Here is a 17,329-nt window from a genome sequence, read left to right on the forward strand (position 1 = left end):
TTTGGGACCGTTCGTTTGGGGTCTTCTCTGGAAACGGACCTCCAAACTGGCGGCGATCACATCATCGGTGGTCAGCCTGGCGCTCTGCGTCGGGCTGTATATTGGTGGGACCCCCTCACCGCAGGCAGGGACGATCGGAATGCTCGCCTCCCTTATCTCTGCTCCGTTGATCAGCCTGGTTCTGCCCGACCGGCAGACTGCGTCCGCGCAGAACCGATAGCGCGGTTCACTCCTCTGCTACTCTATACTATAATAGAGGAGCGGTCCAGAAAACCGGACTACTTTTCAGTCCTTTTCTTCGGCGTAGCCGCTGAGCACCCGATTGACGTGGAGCAAACATTGTCACACAACGAAAAGACCTCGGATTGGCAATAGAATAGAGGACGAAAGACCCCTGTTTCGTCTTTTGACCATACCGGCGCGGGCAAGGATCCCGAGGTGACGGGAGATATTCGGCTGGGTCCAGTCGAACAGCGCGACCAGATCCCAGTACCGATTTTCCCCGGACTTCAAGGCCCGCAGGAGTTTTAAGCCGGGGTCGGGTCGGACAATGCCTGGAAGCATCCGGCGACCAGTTCGAGCATTTGCTCGGGCATCTGCGAAAAATCTGTTGCTTTTTTTGTTGGCACATTTATATATAACTATATGTTTATCTGTTTGTCAAGAGCCGACAAAAAAAAAGTTGACCATAAAGGAAGAGGTATGAGAACAACCCTGTTACTTTCCGGATTGCTGCTCGCCGCGGCGCTCACCGGATGTAGTTCCAGCGAACAGACGGCGAATACCGCAACCGGAACTCATGCCGGTCAGCGCGGTCAAAGCGGACCGTCTGACTACCGGCGCGCATGACGAGATCATGGGGACAGTCCGCGCCCGCAACACCGCCGACCTCAGCACCAAAGTCCAGGCGCGCATCGACCGGATCCCGGTGGTGATCGGCAGTCGGGTAAACAGAGGCGGCACACTGGCCGAACTGGATACCCGCGAATTCAGGCCCGCGTTCAGCAGGCGCGCGCCGTGAAGGAGCAAGCCGATCTGGATCTGACCCGCTACACGTCGCTGTTGGACAAAGATGCCGTCACCAAACAGGAGTTTGACGCAGTCAAGGCGCGGGCATCGGTAGCAGAAGCGAATCTCGATGAAGCCGAAGCGCTCATGAGCTACGCGACAATCACCGCCCCCTTCTCCGGAGTCGTGACACGCAAGATGGTTGATGTCGGCGATTTGGCGATACCCGGCCAGCCGCTTTTCACTCTCGAGGAAGAATCAGCGCCGCAGTTTGTGGTCACCATTCCGGAATCATAGCGCACTAAGATCGCTATCGGCGATCAGGTGCAGGTGAAATATCATCGCTGGACACCGCCATCACCGGCACGGTGAAGGAGCTCTCCCCCAGCGCAGACCCGGTGACCCGGTCGTTTATCGTGAAGATCGATCTTCCAGCCTCGATCGCGCGCCCCGGCCAATTCGGTCGGCTGCTTCTTTCGGTGGGAGGGGATGAGTCGATTTACATTCCCACCGCAGCGTTGGTTCGTCGTGGACAGCTCGAGCTGGTGTACGTCGTTAATGCGGAGAATGTCGCGGTGCTTAAGTTTGTCCGAACTGGACGTTCCCTTGGCGACAAGATCGAGATTCTTGCCGGACTGGAGAGCCACGACCTGGTCGTGACGCGTGGATTGACCGGTCTGGTCGATGGCGACAAAGTTGAGGTCCAGCCATGAGCCAGGAACATCACACAGTTCCGGCCCACGGCCTCGCCGGCATGCTGGCGAAGGGGTTCATTAATTCCAAACTGACCCCACTGCTCATTTTGACTTCGGTACTGCTTGGCGCTTTTGCGGTGGCGATGCTCCCCCGCGAAGAAGAACCGCAGATCAAGGTGCCGATGGTTGACGTTATGGTCTCGGTCCCTGGCTTCACCGCCAAGGAAGTCGAAAACCGTGTCACCGCTCCCATGGAGAAACTGATCTGGGAGATCCCCGGAGTTGAATATGTCTACTCCATCTCTCCGCCCCGAAGAAGCGCTGGTGATCGTGCGATATCTCGTCGGTGAGGATGTCGAGAAAAGTCTGGTCAAGCTGAATCAGAAACTCCAATCCAATTTCGACAAGATTCCACCAAATGTTTCTTTCCCGCTGCTGAAGCCCCGCTCGATCGATGATGTCCCGATCCTTGCTATGACTTTCCATAGCGCGGAACTGGATCATTACTCGCTCCGGCGCGTTGTCGCCGAGGTCGAAGATCAGATCAAGCAGGTGCGCGATGTCTCAGAGACAAACATCATCGGCGGACTCCGCCGTCAATACCGAATTCAGCTCGATCCGGAAGCGCTCGCCGCACGGCAACTTGACCCGTTACAGATAATCCCGGTGCTCCGTCAGGCAAATCGCCAGAACAAGGCCGGGTCGCTGGTATACAACAATCAGGAAGTGGTGATCGAGACCGGCGGATTCATCCGCTCCAAAGAGGATGCGGAAAAGGTCGTCCTCGGCGTCTACAACAACTCCCCGATCTATCTTCGCGATGTTGCGAAGATCATCGATGGTCCGGAAGAGCTGAATCAGGTGGTCTTGTTTGGTTCAGGGGCTGCGACCGGTCCGCATCACGAAGAGGAAGCGGCGGTCACGCTTTCAATCGCCAAGCGTCCCGGGACCAATGCGATCCAGGTCGCCGAACATGTTTTGGAGAAGGTGAAGTTTCTCGAAGGGAAAGTCATCCCGTCAAATGTCGACATGACCATCACCCGCCACTATGGCGAAACAGCCGAAGAGAAATCGAACGAGCTGTTGTTCCATATGATGATCGCGGTCTTTTCGGTGTCGTTGCTCATCCTGCTGGCGCTGGGATGGCGCGAGTCGATCATTGTCGCGCTGGCGATACCATCAACTCTCGCGCTCACACTTCTTGTATTTTATCTTGCCGGATTTACGCTCAATCGTATTACGCTTTTCGCGCTGATCTTCTCAATCGGTATTCTGGTGGATGATGCGATCGTGGTGGTGGAGAATATCACCAGGCATTTGCATCTGGCGCAGAACAAAGGACGGAATTGGGCGAAGATCGCGATCGATGCCGTCTCCGAGGTAGGCAACCCCACTATCCTTGCCACCTGGGCGGTGATCGCGGCAGTGCTGCCGATGGCGTTTGTCGGCGGATTGATGGGGCCATACATGCGGCCGATCCCGATTGGCGCCACCGCGGCGATGCTCTTCTCGCTGGTGGTCGCATTTATCGTCACACCATGGGCGGCAGTCCGTGTACTCAAATGGGGAAAATCAAAAGAACATATCATTCATGATGCATCCAATGAGGATTGGTCAACGCGCGCATATCGCCGTCAGATGACCAAGCTGATCACCAAGCCGAAAACCCGCATGATTTACCTGACCACTATCACTGTGCTGCTGGTCGGCGCGATGGCGCTGGTCGGGATCGGCTGGGTGCAGGTGAAGATGCTCCCGTTCGACAACAAAAATGAATTCCAGGTTATCATTAATATGCCGGAGGGGAGTTCGCTTGAGGAGACTGTCCAGGCCTCACGCGAGATCGCCGGAGCAATCGCCAAAGAATCCGAGGTAACGGATTACCAGATCTATGCGGGGAATGCATCGCCATTCAATTTTAACGGTCTGGTGCGACATTACTTCATGCGGCGCGGCTCTTACTCTGCGGATATCCAGGTCAACCTGGTCGGAAAGGGTGAACGGTCCGACCAGTCGCATGATATCGCCAAGCGGGTGCGCCCGCGCGTGGATGATATCGCGAAGAAGTATCGCGCGGCGGTGGCGATCGCCGAGGTACCACCCGGCCCGCCGGTGTTGCAGACTCTGGTGGCGGAGATCTATGGGCCGACTGATTCCACCCGGACCGCGCTTTCGCGCAAGGTCGAGGAGATCTTCAAATCGACGCCCGGCGTGGTTGATGTTGACGCCTACGAGGAGATGGATCAGCCAAAGCTGACTTTCACGATCGATCATGAAAAGGCGGCACTCCACGGCATCACTGCGGAGATGATCGGGCAGTCGGTGAAGCTGGCGGTCAGCGGATACAGGTCGATATCGGACATCGCGACAATGAGCGCGAAGATGTCGCGTTAATACTGGAACTCCCCCGCGCGCAGAAAACCTCCGCGGCGGATATTCTCGGCCTGCAGATACGGATGCCGAACACGGTTCAGTCGGCGAATGCCGCCGATGCCCCCTTGGTGCCGCTGCGAGAACTGGTGACGGTGATTGACACGATCGCGGAGAAAACGATCTATCGGAAAAACCTGATGCCGGTGACGTATATCATCGGCGATGTCGCGGGTGAGATCGAGTCGCCGGTGTACGCCATCATGGATATGAACAAAAAGCTGGAGAAGCTTGAGATGATCCAGTATGGCGGGACAGAAAACAAACTGCAGATCCTCAACGCCGCGATGCCCTTCTCCACGCTTGAGCCGGCGCTCAAGTGGGATGGTGAGTGGCACATCACGATAGAAGTTTTCCGCGATCTGGGAATCGCGTTCGCCGCGGTGCTGATCCTGATCTACATTTTGATGGTGGGATGGTTCCAGTCGCTGTTGACGCCGATCATCGTGATGGCGGCTATTCCGTTCTCGCTCATTGGGATCATGCCGGCGCATGGTGCGATGGGGGCGTTTTTCACGGCGACCTCGATGATCGGATTTATGGCGGGGGCGGGAATTGTCATACGAAACTCAATCATTCTGGTCGATTTCATTGAGCTTCGTCTGAAGGAAGGGATGCCGCTGGCGGAAGCGGTGATCGATGCCGGCGCGGTGCGGTTCCGTCCGATGTTGCTTACGGCCGGCGCGGTGATTGTCGGCGCAGGAGTGATATTGTTCGACCCGATCTTCCAGGGACTGGCGATCGCCCTGATGGCCGGCGAGATCGCCTCGCTGGCGATCAGCCGTGTGGCGGTCCCGATTCTGTATTATGTCGGGCATAAGAAGCAGTATCCGGTGGCGTAACGGGTGTGGTTATATCGGGTCTCGTCTTCGCTCGACTCGACGGTCCAAGGGACCGTGGACTCAGGACAACAAATGGTGCCAATGCGTATTCCACCATTTCTCGTGGGAAACCGCCCAGACACCGTCTGGCTTAAGCGTAGTGTAGTATCGTCCCGAACGTACAATAACGTCGCCCCGAGCGAAGACGAGGGGTGAAGTAGCAATAGCATTAAGATGGTGGGTTCGGAAACGGACTCGCCTTTCTTATGCTCATCCATCTCCACTGCCTCATCTCTCCCCACCGCCTCATCCCCTCTCTCCTGCCTCATCCTGAACTTGATTCAGGATCCACGGGCAGTGCCGGGGTGGAATCATCAGGTTGTTGGGGGAGAATCGATTGACCTTTGGCGGCTGGCGTTGAGGTTTGGCTTGTAGGTCAGGTCCGCCCCGATGCGAAGCAGAGGAAAAGACGGACCTGACATCTTCTATCGCAATTTCCAACCTATCAACTTTCCACAATGTCAGGCGCGCAGATAATCGACCTCGCATGGCTTGTCGACCGCGCCTGACCTACGAGTACTCGAGGCGGTGCCGGGGTGGAATCATCAGGTTGTTGGGGGAGAATCGATTGACCTTTGGCGGCAGGCGTTGCGTTTTGGTTCGATATCAGATTGCCGCCGAAGCATCAGATGGTCCCTCTACTAGAGGGGGGAGTTCAGGAGCGCTAGCGGGGGTAATACGGGGGGGAACCGTACTTCTACTTCAATGTTGAATCCTGTGGTCTCCATTCGTCTGGCATATGGGGACGGTTGTTGCATCTTAGAACACGACCGTCCAGTGCGCTAAAGACAGTCCTCAACACCGATAATTGTCCAGGCGGTTGCGTTGTTCGAGCTCCAATTCCCACCATGCTACTTAGATTAACACCTTTCAAAGTGACCACCCAAGCCGGAACTGCATCAGTACTGTCACGCCCATATAGCAGGTATTGTGCGGTCAAATCGAGCATATCGCTTGGAACAGCCACAACAAAATCGCCGCCCAATATCTGCGCCAGTCCTATAACTGGTGCTTCAGCAGGGAAACCCCAATATCTTTCGAAACCCATCCACAATTGTCGCTCAGCATCAGCCACTGGTGGGTTTGGCGGTATAACGCAATCGCTGCAGGTTGCCGCATGGTGGAATTGCATGAGGTTCCCTGATAATTCGTCCACAATCGCTTCAAAACCATAGTGCGATGTGAAAGTGACGCTATCGCCATTTATCTGCTCTCTTCGCATCACTTTGAAGTGTACGTCTTGAGTTCGAATGACAAGTCTGCCGAAAACAGCGGAACTCAGGAAAGGAAGCGTCGAATCAGAGTATGTCCCGCGAGTAATAGTGGCGTCGGACAAAGAAAATTCAGGATTCCCATCAGGGAACACGTAGGATTCGATCTTGGCGGAAATCGATGCGGTGTCGAGAAGCCTCACGTTCACTGGCTTCTGTGCACCATCCATACCGCAGACGGAGTGAAACAGGATGAACAGTAAAATTATAACGCGCGATAGAACTCGGTTCGTCACTTAACTTCCCATTCTGGAACTCGGGAGAGCAAAATAGTGCCGCCAAGCCTTGGCGGCACTCTGCATTCCTTCGTCCCCCCCTTTTACTTCTTCACCAGCGTGTATTGGCCGTACATGTCCTTTGCGTAGTCCATCTCTTTGTCCCAGCCAAAGTACTTCCCCATCTCGCGGGCAGGTTCGGTATCATCGACGTCATACCCCAACACCGTAAAGCCGGTCTTTTCGAGCAGCTCCTGCGTAAACGGGCAGCGGCCATCGGACCACGGCACATACTTCTCGTCCGGCCCGCTCAGTTTCGGATGGAGATTGTAGATCATAAAATATCCCCCCGGCTTAAGCAGATCGTAGATAGTTTTCACATAGGCGGAATCAGTGACACCCAACTGCACCAGCATGCGCGGGTCAACCTCGCGCTCGGGATGAATGTACCCATGCTTGAGCGTGTTCTTGGAAATAAAGAGATCGTAACCATCGCCGACCGTGGCGCGCGTCGCGCTGTCTGCGGGGAATGAACCGAATGCGAGCGTGAGGTGTCCCGGCGCTCCCTGACCTGCCACACGCGCACGCGCGATATAGCCGGCATCGGCAGGCTGCGCATAGAGCAGTTTGAGGAGCGGGTCAACCTCGATACCGGTGACATTCGCGCCGCAGGAGGCCATCAGGCGGAGATGACCGATCGAACCGAAGCCGTAGTCGGCAATACGGGCGGAATCAGTTTGGCCAGGCCGGCCATGCCGACGAGGTCGAGCGCGCGGGCGAAGGCGAGCGGTGTGCCATAGCGGGTGAAGTAGTAGAACTCTTCGCCGACATCGCGTCTTTCGTAGCCTTCAATGGATTGCTTCGTCGCTTCGCTCCTCGCAATGACATTGGACGTGTCTGTGGCTTTTTTGTATTCAGCTTCGGACATGTATGAGCGGGTCGTTTTGTTGACATAAACGACGCGGGATTCGATCGACGGTAGATCGGGGACCGCCGCGAGGAATTGTTTGGCGATGGGTGAAGTGACGAAAGTCGCAAGCGTGTCCGCCTGGAGATTCAGCACTTCGAGTGCGGTGAGGGTGTCGCCGGTGGTGTCGGTCTGGGCGACGGATGATCCGGCGAGGGTGGCGCTGATGAGAAGCGCGATTGCAAAGATGGTGCGAAGGTGGCGCATTCTGGTTTCCCTTATGTTTACTCGGGCAGACGAGGACGTCTGCCGCGCAAAGTCATTGCGAGCGTAGCGAAGCAATCCATTGATTCCGTGCGAAGCACAGCCTCCCATACTTACGGTAAGGTAACGGTTCAGTTGCAGGGATGCGAGGGGGAAATTGCGCCCTCACCGTCCGCCGATAGCAGGCCCCCTCTCCCAGAGGGAGAGGAGAAATTTCTGAGGGATTGGATGTAATGTGTCAGATAGGCTATTAAGAGCGACAGATCAGACAGGTCGATAGAGCCTGTGGTGTTGACGTTCGCTTCCGGCAGGCATGGCAGAACCGGTCGCGGAACAATAGTCAGATAGCTGATGAGCAGAGAGAGATCCGACAGGTCAGGCGTTTCAATAACGCCATCGTTCACATTGCCGGTGGTGCCAACACAGCAACTGACTGTCTGGCAGGAATCGCCGACACCATCGCCATCAGAATCCTCCTGCAACGGGTTGTATTTGTTGGGGCAATTGTCGCACAGATCGCCGATCAGATCGAAATCGACATCAGACTGCGTTGGATTTGAGACAGTGGGGCAGTTGTCACACAGATCGCCAACTCCATCCAGGTCGCCATCAAGCTGAGTCGGATTCGAGATGGTCGGGCAATTGTCGCAGGCATCACCAAAGGTGTCGGCATCGGTATCGAGCTGATTGTTGTTCGTTACCGCTCTGCAGTTGTCGCAGGCATCGCCAAGCGTGTCGAGATCGGAGTTGACCTGCGAGGGATTGGGCGTGAAGTCGCAATTGTCGAGCGAATCGATGATACCGTCGTTGTCGGTATCGCAGGCGAACACATTCTCAAAGATCACATCCTGATCGACACCATTGCGGCCATCGTTCCAGACGATGCCGAAAGGATTGATCAGGTTGAAATCCGAATCGAAATAGGACCCGATGTATTGTCCCAAAGGACGCGGAATGGTGCTAACCGGCGGGAATGGACCATTGCGCGTGAGTATGCAATCCTGGAAAGTAACGCCACAGTCGCGCGAGATGGATGACCAGATCTCGACGGCGTTGTTGGCCGGGTCATTGCGACGGTCGTTGTAGCTGACTATCACCGCGCCGGTGTTGCGGTCGAGAGTGATCGTCGGCGCCCATTGATCGCGTCCATTACCAACCGGGTCCTGATTGACGCGCATCGGCGGGAGGAATGATCCGGGAGCTCCGCCAGCCGGACTGACGGTCATCCAGATATCGATATCGGTTCCGGTCGGACCGGGAGCATCCCAGACAATATAGACATAACTGGGACATCCGCCGGCAACACCCTTGTCAATCGCGAGGTCAACCGTATTGGCGACTTCGATTCCCGGAGCGAGTGTGGGAGGTACAGGAAGAATTCCACCGGTAATGATTGCCGGCAGGGACCATGGCGCACCGCCGGTAGGAGTCGGGTTCCAAGACATCACGATGTTACCTGCCAGAATGTCGCGCCAGATACAGTAAGTCGCGCCGGGAGCGAGAAATCCGGTTCCGGCTGGGCCGGCAAAATCGAGGGCTGGCTTATGTCCTGCAGATACGCGCCATGCGGGCATGCCCGGCATGACTGGGGCGGGCGGAGAAAGTGCCGGATAGGGGAAAGGTCCGCCAAGCAGATTTGTGGAGGAGGACCAGATAGCGGCAAGGTCGGCAGGATCATTGTAGAAGTTCAAGTCTCCGTTGGGGTCGCCATCGATGTCGGTGTATTGCACCCAGGCATAAGTAGCCTCACCCATCATTGGAACGGGGATACCAGGGACATCAACAATGGAAAGACTAGTGTAGTCGAACCATTGATTGATTGCCGGGCTGATACTGATCGGAAAAGGTGCGGCGAACGGTGCGCCACCGCCAAGACTTCCAGACATGTAGACCGCGTTTCCGATCGGCGTGAATTGCTGTCCTGGTCCAAAGGCAGTGCCGCCCATCATGAATCCACCACCTGGAGCAGAGCCAAGTGAAGGGTTCCAGTAGCTAGGATAGGGGGGCGGCGCGGTCACACCCATTGGCAGCCAGGAACCAGAAGCGCCGAAAGCCGGTGACCATGCCCAGTCAATCGTCACCGCCTGGAAAAGGCCTGGCAAATGATTGTTGTAAAGGGTGTAGATCTCTCCCGGTTTGATCTCGTTCCAGGAGACTGCTGTGTTGTTTTGTTCGGACCCGGGTGGATGTCCCGGAGCCACGGGTGAGTTAGCCAGCGACACTGAACCCAGGAAGCAGATGATCGCGGCAACTCTGCTGAATGAGAGAATCAGGCGAACCATTTTTTTCACCTCCATGAGATGAACGCCGGTTGGGGAACCGGTGAAGGTTGAAGATACATCTGTATATCAGAAGACTCAGTTCATGGTCGCCGGAACGATCAATGCAAAAAATGCACGGAAGTGATCCGGTGAAGCTTTCGATGGTGTATTGAGCGCTTAAAATGGAGTGGTGAAATAGTGACGACGGAGCTTGGCGAAACTTACCCGATCAGTCATTCACTCCAGACATAACGTAGCGTGCCATGTCTTCGTTTGCAAGGAGAAAATGAGTGAGACGAGGAGAATCAACTAACAGAACCTGACTTACTCTTGTTCGGGAGTTGGATACCCGACAGGGCTAAGCCGATGACAATACATGCGCCGCCGATGCCACTGTGCATGGTGAACTGCTCTCCCCCGACTGTCCAGGCCGCCGCCGCCGCGAATACCGGCTCCAGTGCAAAAATAAGTGACACACGGAGTGGTGACGTGTGGCGCTGAGCAAACATCTGGATGACAAAGGCAGAAAGTGTCGGAAAGAGGGCGAGGAAAATGATCGCACCCCAGGCAGCATTGGTGGTGACATCGAAAGAGCGCCCGGTGATCGCGGTCATGGCAATACTGCCCAGGCCAACCAACAGAAACTGCTGACAACTGATGGCGATCGGGTCGACACCGGCCTTAATGTACTTGTCGGAGAGGAGCAAGTGCAGGGCGTAGGCCATTGATGCGACGATTGTCAGGAGGTCGCCGATGTTCACCTCTTTCAGGCCGCCGGTGAGTATCCAGAGACCGACCAGCGAAATGACCGAGGCGATGATCTCCATCACAGTGGGGCGACGCCTGAAGAGGGTCACGAGAAAAACCGGCACCCAGAGAACAAACAGGCCGGTGATAAAGCCGGAGTTTGAGGCGGTGGTGTAATTCAGACCGACTGTCTGCGTGACATAAAGTGTCCAAAGAATAATGGCGAGGAAAAACCCTTCGCGGAAATTGGGGAGAATCGGCTTACGCTTGATCAGGAGATAGCCCAACAACAGGCCACCGGCGATCAGAAAACGATAGCCGACCATAGTGACGGCATCGACGCCGGTCAGCGCTGATTTGACAATGACAAAGGTCGTTCCCCAGATAAGGGCGGCATAGAAAAGTCCGGTGTCGGACCAAAACTGCAGTCGTCGAGAGGGGGATTGATTCATTGGCGTAACTTACTAGACAGAGGGGCGCGGCGCTACCGTGGTTTCCTGCGTGGGATCTTTTTGGTTGAAGGCGCAGATTTCTTCTTCGCCGGAGCCACGGCGATTTCCGGCTGCCATTGGAATTTCTTCAGGTCAATACGGTCGCGGAAATCAAAGTAGATCCCTTCGCTTTCGAGTAGACTGTGCTGGACTTCGTACCCTTCGCCCGGCGGGAGCGAGATCTTCCCTTCGCGATTGATAACGCGGAACCAGGGGAGTTTCTCGGATTCGGAGCAGCCATGTAGCACCCACCCGACAGACCGTGGGTCACGAGGATTGCCGGCCATTGCGGCGACCTGACCGTAGGTAGCAACCTTTCCGCGCGGGATCTTGCGGATCACCTGACAGATCGCTTTGACGACAGGAGATTTCGTCACCGCGGTTTCTCTATTTGACCGGTTGAAATGATCGGCGCGTAGATATCGGGGCGACGATCCGCGAACAGATCGTTGCGGGGGTTGACTGCTTTGTCGCGCGACTCTCTCGGATCAATATCAACGGTGATCACCGCTTCTTCCCTCTCCGGACCGGTGACAATGACATTTCCGCGGACATCGCAGACGACCGAAAGGCCGGTGAAGTTGAGGCCTCCCTCGGAACCGATCCGGTTGGCGGTCACGACCGCAACTCTGTTGGTCATGGCATGAATGGGAACAGCGCGCTGACATTTGCCGGGAATGACGAGATTTGCGGGGTGGCAAATGATATCCGCGCCTTTGAGGGCAAGCAGACGCCAGACTTCGCCAAACCACCAGTCGAAACAAATCAACATGCCGATGCGGGCGCCATTCACCTCAAAGACGGGCGCGCCGAGATTGCCGGGCTGGAAAAAATCTTTTTCGTTCAAATAGAGATGCAGTTTGCGATACTTGCCCATGACACCATCGCGAGTGAGCAGGATCGACGAGTTGTAGAGCTGTTTACCATCGCGCTCGTTAAGGCCGCTGACGATCGTGCAGTTATGCTGTCTGCAGAATGCATGGAGATAGCCGGTGAAGGAGCCATCGATGACGGATTCAGAACTTGCCCACGCCTGTTCCTGCGAAGTGAAGTTGTATCCTGAATTGCAGAGTTCCGGCAGGACGACCAGATCTGAGCCGATCGCCTGAGGCATGAGACGGTCCAGGCTTTGCAGGGTGGCTTGCAGGTCGGCCAAAGCCGGTGCAAACTGAATGATAGTGATCCTCACAAGTATGCCCTCACGAATGGGGTGGTGCAGTTTCGACAGGCCCGACTTCAGGCAATGTCAGGTCGGTTTGGGCGTGAGGCAACCACTTTTTCGGAAGTCAAAATTGGACAAGTTTACCCACAACAAGTGAGTGGGGATATGCGTACCTTACAGGTGGCCCTGGTACGCAACCCGCAAGACACCTGGAGTGACCATGACTCGAATATTGATGGCAATTGCGCTGATCTCGTTGACCCTTCTCCCCCTTGAACTGACCTGGACCCGCATTTTCTCAGCAGAATTCTTCTATACCTTTGCGTTTCTTGTTCTTTCGCTGGCGATCCTGGGACTTGGCCTGGGTGGTCTGATGTTGCGGCTGTGCAAAGCGGCGGATCGCGATCTGCTGTTAAGTCCTTATCTGGCAATCTCAGGACTCTGCGCGCTGGTGGGGCCGATGCTGGTATTTCAACTGGGGCTCGATTTCTCAGCCCTCTTTGCCAGTATGGCGATGGTGGGGAAACTGCTGGTGACGGTGTTGATTCTGATGTCCGCGTTCTTTTTTGGCGGCATGGGGCTGGCCATGCTCTTCAAACGCCGTTCCGCAGAGATGCCCTACCTGTATATGGCTGATCTGATAGGCGCGGGGCTGGGGTTGTTGGTTGGACTCTGGGGAATGAATCAATTCGGTACTCCGGTCGCCTCGGTACTGGTAGCTTTGCCTATTCTGGCAGCCTCGTTTCTGCTTGCCGCCGGATGGCTCAGGATTCTCCCGGTAATTGTGGCGGTGGCGGTCTTTTTCGTGGCGCCGGGGAGTGAGGAACGTTTGACGGCCCCTCGACAGGAACATGCACCAGTGATCTACACGCACTGGGATGCCGTCTCTAAATTGAAAATGTACGACTATGGTCCGGACTATCGCGGATTGAATATAGATAATGTCGCCAATTCGCCGGTCAATCGATTCGACGGAAAATGGGAAGATATCAATCCTGATTCGGTTGAGTGGGGGATCGATGTCTCCTATTTGATCCAGCAGTTTGATTCGTGCAGATTCCTTTCGCTGGGATCCGGCGGCGGCGGTGATGTTTTGCAGGCACTGGTGGAAGGTGCGACTGAGGTTCATGCGGTTGAAGTAAATCCGCATATCAACTGGATGATGCTAAATGACGACACAACCGGTTACCACAAGGCACCATTCGTCCCGGATAGCAGTTGGAGCACGACACAGGTCGATTCAGCCAAGGCGGTGTATGATACGACGCGGATGCTTTCGGTTGCGGAGTTCACCGGGAATCTCTATCGCGATCCACGAGTGACTGTGGTAACCGAGGATGCGCGCTCATATGTTCGGAGATTCGAGAACAAGTTCGATGTTATCTACTCGCTCAGTTCGAATAGCTGGGCGGCGCTGGCATCAGGCGCGTTTGCCCTGGCGGAGAACTATCTCTTTACGACCGAAGCATTCGAGGATTACTGGGAGGCGCTTTCCGACAGCGGCTTCCTGATGATGGAACATCAGGTGTACACGCCGAGATTGGTATCAGAGGCATTGGCCGCGCTGGAGAACAGAGGTGCTCTCGGCGGAGCAAGCGGCATCTCTGACCCGTCGCGGCATATCGCGGTGTATGACTTGCCCAAGATGCGGCGAAAGATATTGCTTCTCTCGAAACGGCCGTTGACCGATTCACTTCGCTACTATGCGCTCGGGCCGCTTACTCCGGAACGATTCGGCCAGATCCATCTGTTGTATCCTCCGGCGAATGATTCATTGGCGAATAATCAGATCGCGCGGATAGTTAACGATGGCTGGCGAAAGCTCGCGGATTCTGCAAAGATAGATCTTTCCCCCGTCTCCGACAACCGACCGTTTGTCGCGCAACTTGGGCTCTGGCGCAATCTGACCTCGGAGAATATGCAGAAAGTATCCAACTATGCGGAGTTCTCCGGCTTTCCGCTTTCCAAAGTGACGCTGTTGATCATTCTCGCTGTAGTGGTGGTGATCATCTTGCCGGTCAACCTGATCCCCTATCTGAGCAAAGGGGAGCATCTCGCGGCAGGACCCTGGCTTTACTTCTTTGCGATCGGCGTGGGCTTCATGGCGGTGGAGGTGGTGTTGATCCAGAAGTATGCGTTGCTGATCGGAGCCTCGCTGCATAGTATCGTGACAGTGCTGTTAACTCTGCTGATCGCGTCCGGGATCGGGAGTCGGTTTGCGCGTCAGTTCTCAAATCGGACCGTATTTCTCGCAATTATTGGCTGGCTGTTGTTGGATGCTCTTGTCTTTCGGTATTTGTTTGGGCTATTCGGCGGAATGCCGGTCTCGATCAGAATGCTGGTGGCGGTCATTTTGATCGCGCCGGTCGGCTTTTTTATGGGGATGCCTTTCCCAAAAGGGACACTACGGGTTGGCCCACTGGTCGACTGGGGGTTCGCGGTCAATGGAGCAGCTTCAGTGCTTGGTTCGGTACTGGCCGTAATGATCGCCATTAACTTTGGATTCAGCCTTGCCCTTGTTTTTGCGGCAATCCTCTACCTTATCGCCTATCTCTGCAGTGCGAACAAAGAGTATTTGGCTCCCTGATAGCCAAATCACAAAAAGAATCTATCAAATGCAGGGTCGGATGCGCTCCGACTCTGCATTTTTTGCGGGTAGTTGCCGATAGATATAGTTGAGAAAGCCACCGTTGACCACAGTCTCGCCGCGCGGTCGACATGAAACCAACTCGCCAGAACCAATTAATGTTGTCGCGGGGAAAAGAATGTCTACCGTTCACCACCAGTACAATCAGGGAAAAAAGCGGCAATCCGGAACGATCCTCAATTATTGCCTGGCACTACTGATCCTGGGCGTGGCTATCGTGGTCGTAGTTTATCTGAAATAGTCGAAACGGCTCCCGAGGGGGCATCAAGACCAAATACAATCAAGGGGCGACTCATATGAGCCGCCCCTTGGTATATCAGAACCGAATTCTGTTTGATCAGTTGGCGAAGAACTGCTTGACGATCTCCGCACCGGATTCCCAGAAGACGAGAATAACGCCCATGAGCGCGCCACCCGCGACAATACCGGAAGCTACCGGGAAAAGATACTCTTCACACTGATCCGCGTTTTTCTTCTGCCAGAACCATGCGATAACGGCGCCGAGGAAGAACAGCAATCCATAGAACCACTGGAAGACCCAGGCAAGTCCAACACCGGCTGCCGACGGGATCCACTGATTTTTCGGGAAGAGCTTTGAGAGGAGCGGAAGCAGAATACCGACCAGACCGCCGATGACGATCGACCAGATCTTGACCGGATGCATATTACTCAGGCCGAGCGCCATTGCTTCTGCGACACCCTTCCATGTTTGAGCGGCGGGTGCCGGGAATTGATCGGTCCCCAGAACTGACGCATTCGGGACCAGGATGCGGAACGCAAAAACCGTGACCAGTGTCCCGATAAAGATACCGGAGAACTGCGCGATGAACTGCTTGCGCGGATGCGCGCCGAGCAGGTAGCCGGACTTGAGGTCGGTCAACAGGTCAGCGGACGAGGTCGCCGCGCCGGCGGTGATATTCGCGGCCATCAGGTTGACATTCATATTTCCCGGGGAGAGGACACCAAAGGTAAGCTGCGTGATCTTTCCCATTGCGCCGACGGGAGTCGTGTCGGTTTCACCGGTCACACGACACGCAACCAACGCGAGGGCAAAACTCATGACCACCGCGATCGCGCTTTGCCAGTATGGCATGTCGAAAGTAACATGTCCGAGGATCGCAAGAGCGATCAAAGAGACTATCTGGCCGATCAGGAACCATGAGCTGGGAGTTTCAATTGCTTCGATCTCATCCTGTTTCCCGCCGGATTTCTTGAAGAACATATCGCCGAGCCCCTTAAATGCGCGGACTGCGGCTTTCCACTGGAACAAGACCGAGAGAATGCCCGAGGTCACCATGCAGGCGGTTCCGCCCCAAAGTGACCACTGCACCAATGAACGGAATCCATTCAGCTGACTTGCTTCGACGACATTCGCCTGCACGATCGGAATGAAGATCATCCAGCAGAGAATCGAACCGAACAGCATACTAAGGGCGACGCGCATGCCGACAAACATACCGGCGGCGATGAAGACCGGATCCCAGACGAAAGTGACGGTACGACCGATCCAGGCTTCCGGGATGATCCAGGCATTAAATCGTCCCACCAACGTTGAGAGTTGAATAGACTCAAGGCTTGAACTGATGAGGCGGAGACCGTCGCTGAGTAAAGCGCTTAAAGCCGCCAGAAGTCCCCAGATAGAGAGGGCGCGAGCGGCGCGCATCCCCTTTTGGCCTTTGGCATGCAAGGCGCGAAGAGTTTCCGCGGCGGCGATACCGCTAGGGAATCTGAGCTGTTCGAGATTGATCATCTGGCGTTTCATCGGGACGGCCATAGTCACGCCGAGAATCGCGATGAAGAAGACCCAGGCTAACATTAGCCCAAGCGGAAGTGATTCGGCGTTAAGCATGATATATGCAGCAAAGGCGGAGACCAGGGTTCCGCCCGTGGAGTAGCCTGCTGCGCTGGCACATGACTGCATGCAGTTGTTTTCGAGGATCGTCATCTGCGATTTGGCCAGTCTCAGTTTATAGAAGCCGGTCCAGATCGCGTAGGAGAGGATGCAGGCGGTGATGGCGACACCAAATCCCCATCCAGCCTTGAGTCCAATGTAGATGTTCGTCAGTGAAAGAACCGATCCCAGCACCCACCCCATGATGATCGCCCGCCAGGTAAGCTGCTTGACCGTGTCGCCGCGGCCGACATAACATTTCTCGTACCATTGCCTCTCGATCTCTTCGGGAGTTCCCTTAAAGCCTTCGATCGGGAGTTCGTAGTTTTCGTAGGCGTCTTGTGAGGCTTTGGTATCTGCATTGACAGCTGTCGGATGATGTTTCGCCATAGCGATTTCTCCTTGCGGGCATTCGGCTAGTGCCGAGCGGGGGCTGTTTTATCCATATTTTGTTAAAGT

15 protein-coding genes and 1 pseudogene are annotated in these 17,329 nt (G+C 55.3%); 7 read left to right on the plus strand and 9 right to left on the minus strand.

The annotated features are described in order from the left end of the window. On the plus strand, positions 1-220 hold a 220-nt coding region (locus IPH75_06430; GenBank protein MBK7141697.1), incomplete at its 5' end, for a hypothetical protein. Positions 221-342: 122 nt separating this feature from the next. Here IPH75_06430 and IPH75_06435 read toward each other — a convergent pair. After that, positions 343-513, minus strand: coding sequence for an ArsR family transcriptional regulator (locus IPH75_06435; GenBank protein ID MBK7141698.1), 171 nt, complete (start codon positions 511-513; stop codon positions 343-345). Between the two features lie 189 nt (positions 514-702). Here IPH75_06435 and IPH75_06440 point away from each other — a divergent pair, with 189 nt between their 5' ends. The 5 genes and pseudogenes from IPH75_06440 to IPH75_06460 all read left to right on the plus strand — a co-directional run bounded on the left by IPH75_06440 (position 703) and on the right by IPH75_06460 (position 4,975). Next, the gene (locus IPH75_06440; protein ID MBK7141699.1) at positions 703-849 is read left to right on the plus strand and encodes a hypothetical protein; all 147 of its coding nucleotides are present in this window, start codon (positions 703-705) and stop codon (positions 847-849) included. Further along, positions 800-1,021, plus strand: a complete 222-nt coding sequence (locus IPH75_06445) for a hypothetical protein (protein MBK7141700.1) — start codon at positions 800-802, stop codon at positions 1,019-1,021. Before IPH75_06440 ends, IPH75_06445 begins: the two co-directional genes overlap by 50 nt. Next, positions 1,018-1,305, plus strand: coding sequence for a hypothetical protein (locus IPH75_06450; protein MBK7141701.1), 288 nt, complete (start codon positions 1,018-1,020; stop codon positions 1,303-1,305). The genes IPH75_06445 and IPH75_06450 overlap by 4 nt, the downstream gene beginning before the upstream one ends. A 71-nt stretch (positions 1,306-1,376) precedes the next feature. After that, on the plus strand, positions 1,377-1,721 hold the full coding sequence (locus IPH75_06455) for a hypothetical protein (protein ID MBK7141702.1): 345 nt from the start codon (positions 1,377-1,379) through the stop codon (positions 1,719-1,721). After that, a pseudogene (locus IPH75_06460) lies at positions 1,718-4,975 on the plus strand (efflux RND transporter permease subunit). The gene IPH75_06455 and the pseudogene IPH75_06460 overlap by 4 nt, the downstream one beginning before the upstream one ends. 736 nt (positions 4,976-5,711) lie before the next feature. Here the strand turns inward: IPH75_06460 and IPH75_06465 are convergent. The 7 genes from IPH75_06465 to IPH75_06495 form a co-directional block, all read right to left on the minus strand. Next, positions 5,712-6,521 carry a hypothetical protein gene (locus IPH75_06465; GenBank protein MBK7141703.1) on the minus strand — a complete coding sequence of 270 codons (810 nt, stop codon included), beginning with the start codon at positions 6,519-6,521 and terminating at the stop codon, positions 5,712-5,714. Positions 6,522-6,604: 83 nt separating this feature from the next. Further along, a complete protein-coding gene (locus tag IPH75_06470) occupies positions 6,605-7,180 on the minus strand; it encodes a hypothetical protein (protein ID MBK7141704.1) in 576 nt (191 codons plus the stop codon). Then, the gene (locus IPH75_06475; protein ID MBK7141705.1) at positions 7,180-7,674 is read right to left on the minus strand and encodes a hypothetical protein; all 495 of its coding nucleotides are present in this window, start codon (positions 7,672-7,674) and stop codon (positions 7,180-7,182) included. Before IPH75_06475 ends, IPH75_06470 begins: the two co-directional genes overlap by 1 nt. Before the next feature lie 128 nt (positions 7,675-7,802). Then, positions 7,803-9,968, minus strand: a complete 2,166-nt coding sequence (locus IPH75_06480; GenBank protein ID MBK7141706.1) for a thrombospondin type 3 repeat-containing protein — start codon at positions 9,966-9,968, stop codon at positions 7,803-7,805. A gap of 269 nt (positions 9,969-10,237) precedes the next feature. Beyond that, positions 10,238-11,131 carry an EamA family transporter gene (locus IPH75_06485; protein ID MBK7141707.1) on the minus strand — a complete coding sequence of 298 codons (894 nt, stop codon included), beginning with the start codon at positions 11,129-11,131 and terminating at the stop codon, positions 10,238-10,240. Positions 11,132-11,163: 32 nt separating this feature from the next. Continuing rightward, positions 11,164-11,520, minus strand: coding sequence for an MGMT family protein (locus IPH75_06490; protein MBK7141708.1), 357 nt, complete (start codon positions 11,518-11,520; stop codon positions 11,164-11,166). 23 nt (positions 11,521-11,543) lie between these two features. Then, positions 11,544-12,359, minus strand: coding sequence for a carbon-nitrogen hydrolase (locus tag IPH75_06495; GenBank protein MBK7141709.1), 816 nt, complete (start codon positions 12,357-12,359; stop codon positions 11,544-11,546). 193 nt (positions 12,360-12,552) lie between these two features. Between IPH75_06495 and IPH75_06500 the strand changes: the two genes are divergently transcribed. After that, on the plus strand, positions 12,553-14,919 hold the full coding sequence (locus IPH75_06500) for a hypothetical protein (protein MBK7141710.1): 2,367 nt from the start codon (positions 12,553-12,555) through the stop codon (positions 14,917-14,919). Positions 14,920-15,316: 397 nt separating this feature from the next. Here IPH75_06500 and IPH75_06505 read toward each other — a convergent pair whose 3' ends face one another. Then, positions 15,317-17,260 carry an OPT/YSL family transporter gene (locus tag IPH75_06505; protein ID MBK7141711.1) on the minus strand — a complete coding sequence of 648 codons (1,944 nt, stop codon included), beginning with the start codon at positions 17,258-17,260 and terminating at the stop codon, positions 15,317-15,319. Between the last annotated feature and the right edge of the window lie 69 nt (positions 17,261-17,329).

The sequence above is a fragment of the bacterium genome (assembly GCA_016708025.1).
In the GTDB taxonomy this organism is placed as follows: domain Bacteria; phylum Zixibacteria; class MSB-5A5; order GN15; family FEB-12; genus FEB-12.

Bases quoted from the DNA above. Each gene is read 5' to 3' on its own strand.
- IPH75_06445 (MBK7141700.1), top strand. From the start codon at position 800: ATGCCGGTCAGCGCGGTCAAAGCGGACCGTCTGACTACCGGCGCGCAT.
- IPH75_06475 (MBK7141705.1), bottom strand. From the start codon at position 7,674: ATGCGCCACCTTCGCACCATCTTTGCAATCGCGCTTCTCATCAGCGCC.
- IPH75_06470 (MBK7141704.1), bottom strand. From the start codon at position 7,180: ATGGCCTCCTGCGGCGCGAATGTCACCGGTATCGAGGTTGACCCGCTC.
- IPH75_06440 (MBK7141699.1), top strand. From the start codon at position 703: ATGAGAACAACCCTGTTACTTTCCGGATTGCTGCTCGCCGCGGCGCTC.
- IPH75_06500 (MBK7141710.1), top strand. From the start codon at position 12,553: ATGACTCGAATATTGATGGCAATTGCGCTGATCTCGTTGACCCTTCTC.
- IPH75_06505 (MBK7141711.1), bottom strand. From the start codon at position 17,260: ATGGCGAAACATCATCCGACAGCTGTCAATGCAGATACCAAAGCCTCA.
- IPH75_06480 (MBK7141706.1), bottom strand. From the start codon at position 9,968: ATGGAGGTGAAAAAAATGGTTCGCCTGATTCTCTCATTCAGCAGAGTT.
- IPH75_06485 (MBK7141707.1), bottom strand. From the start codon at position 11,131: ATGAATCAATCCCCCTCTCGACGACTGCAGTTTTGGTCCGACACCGGA.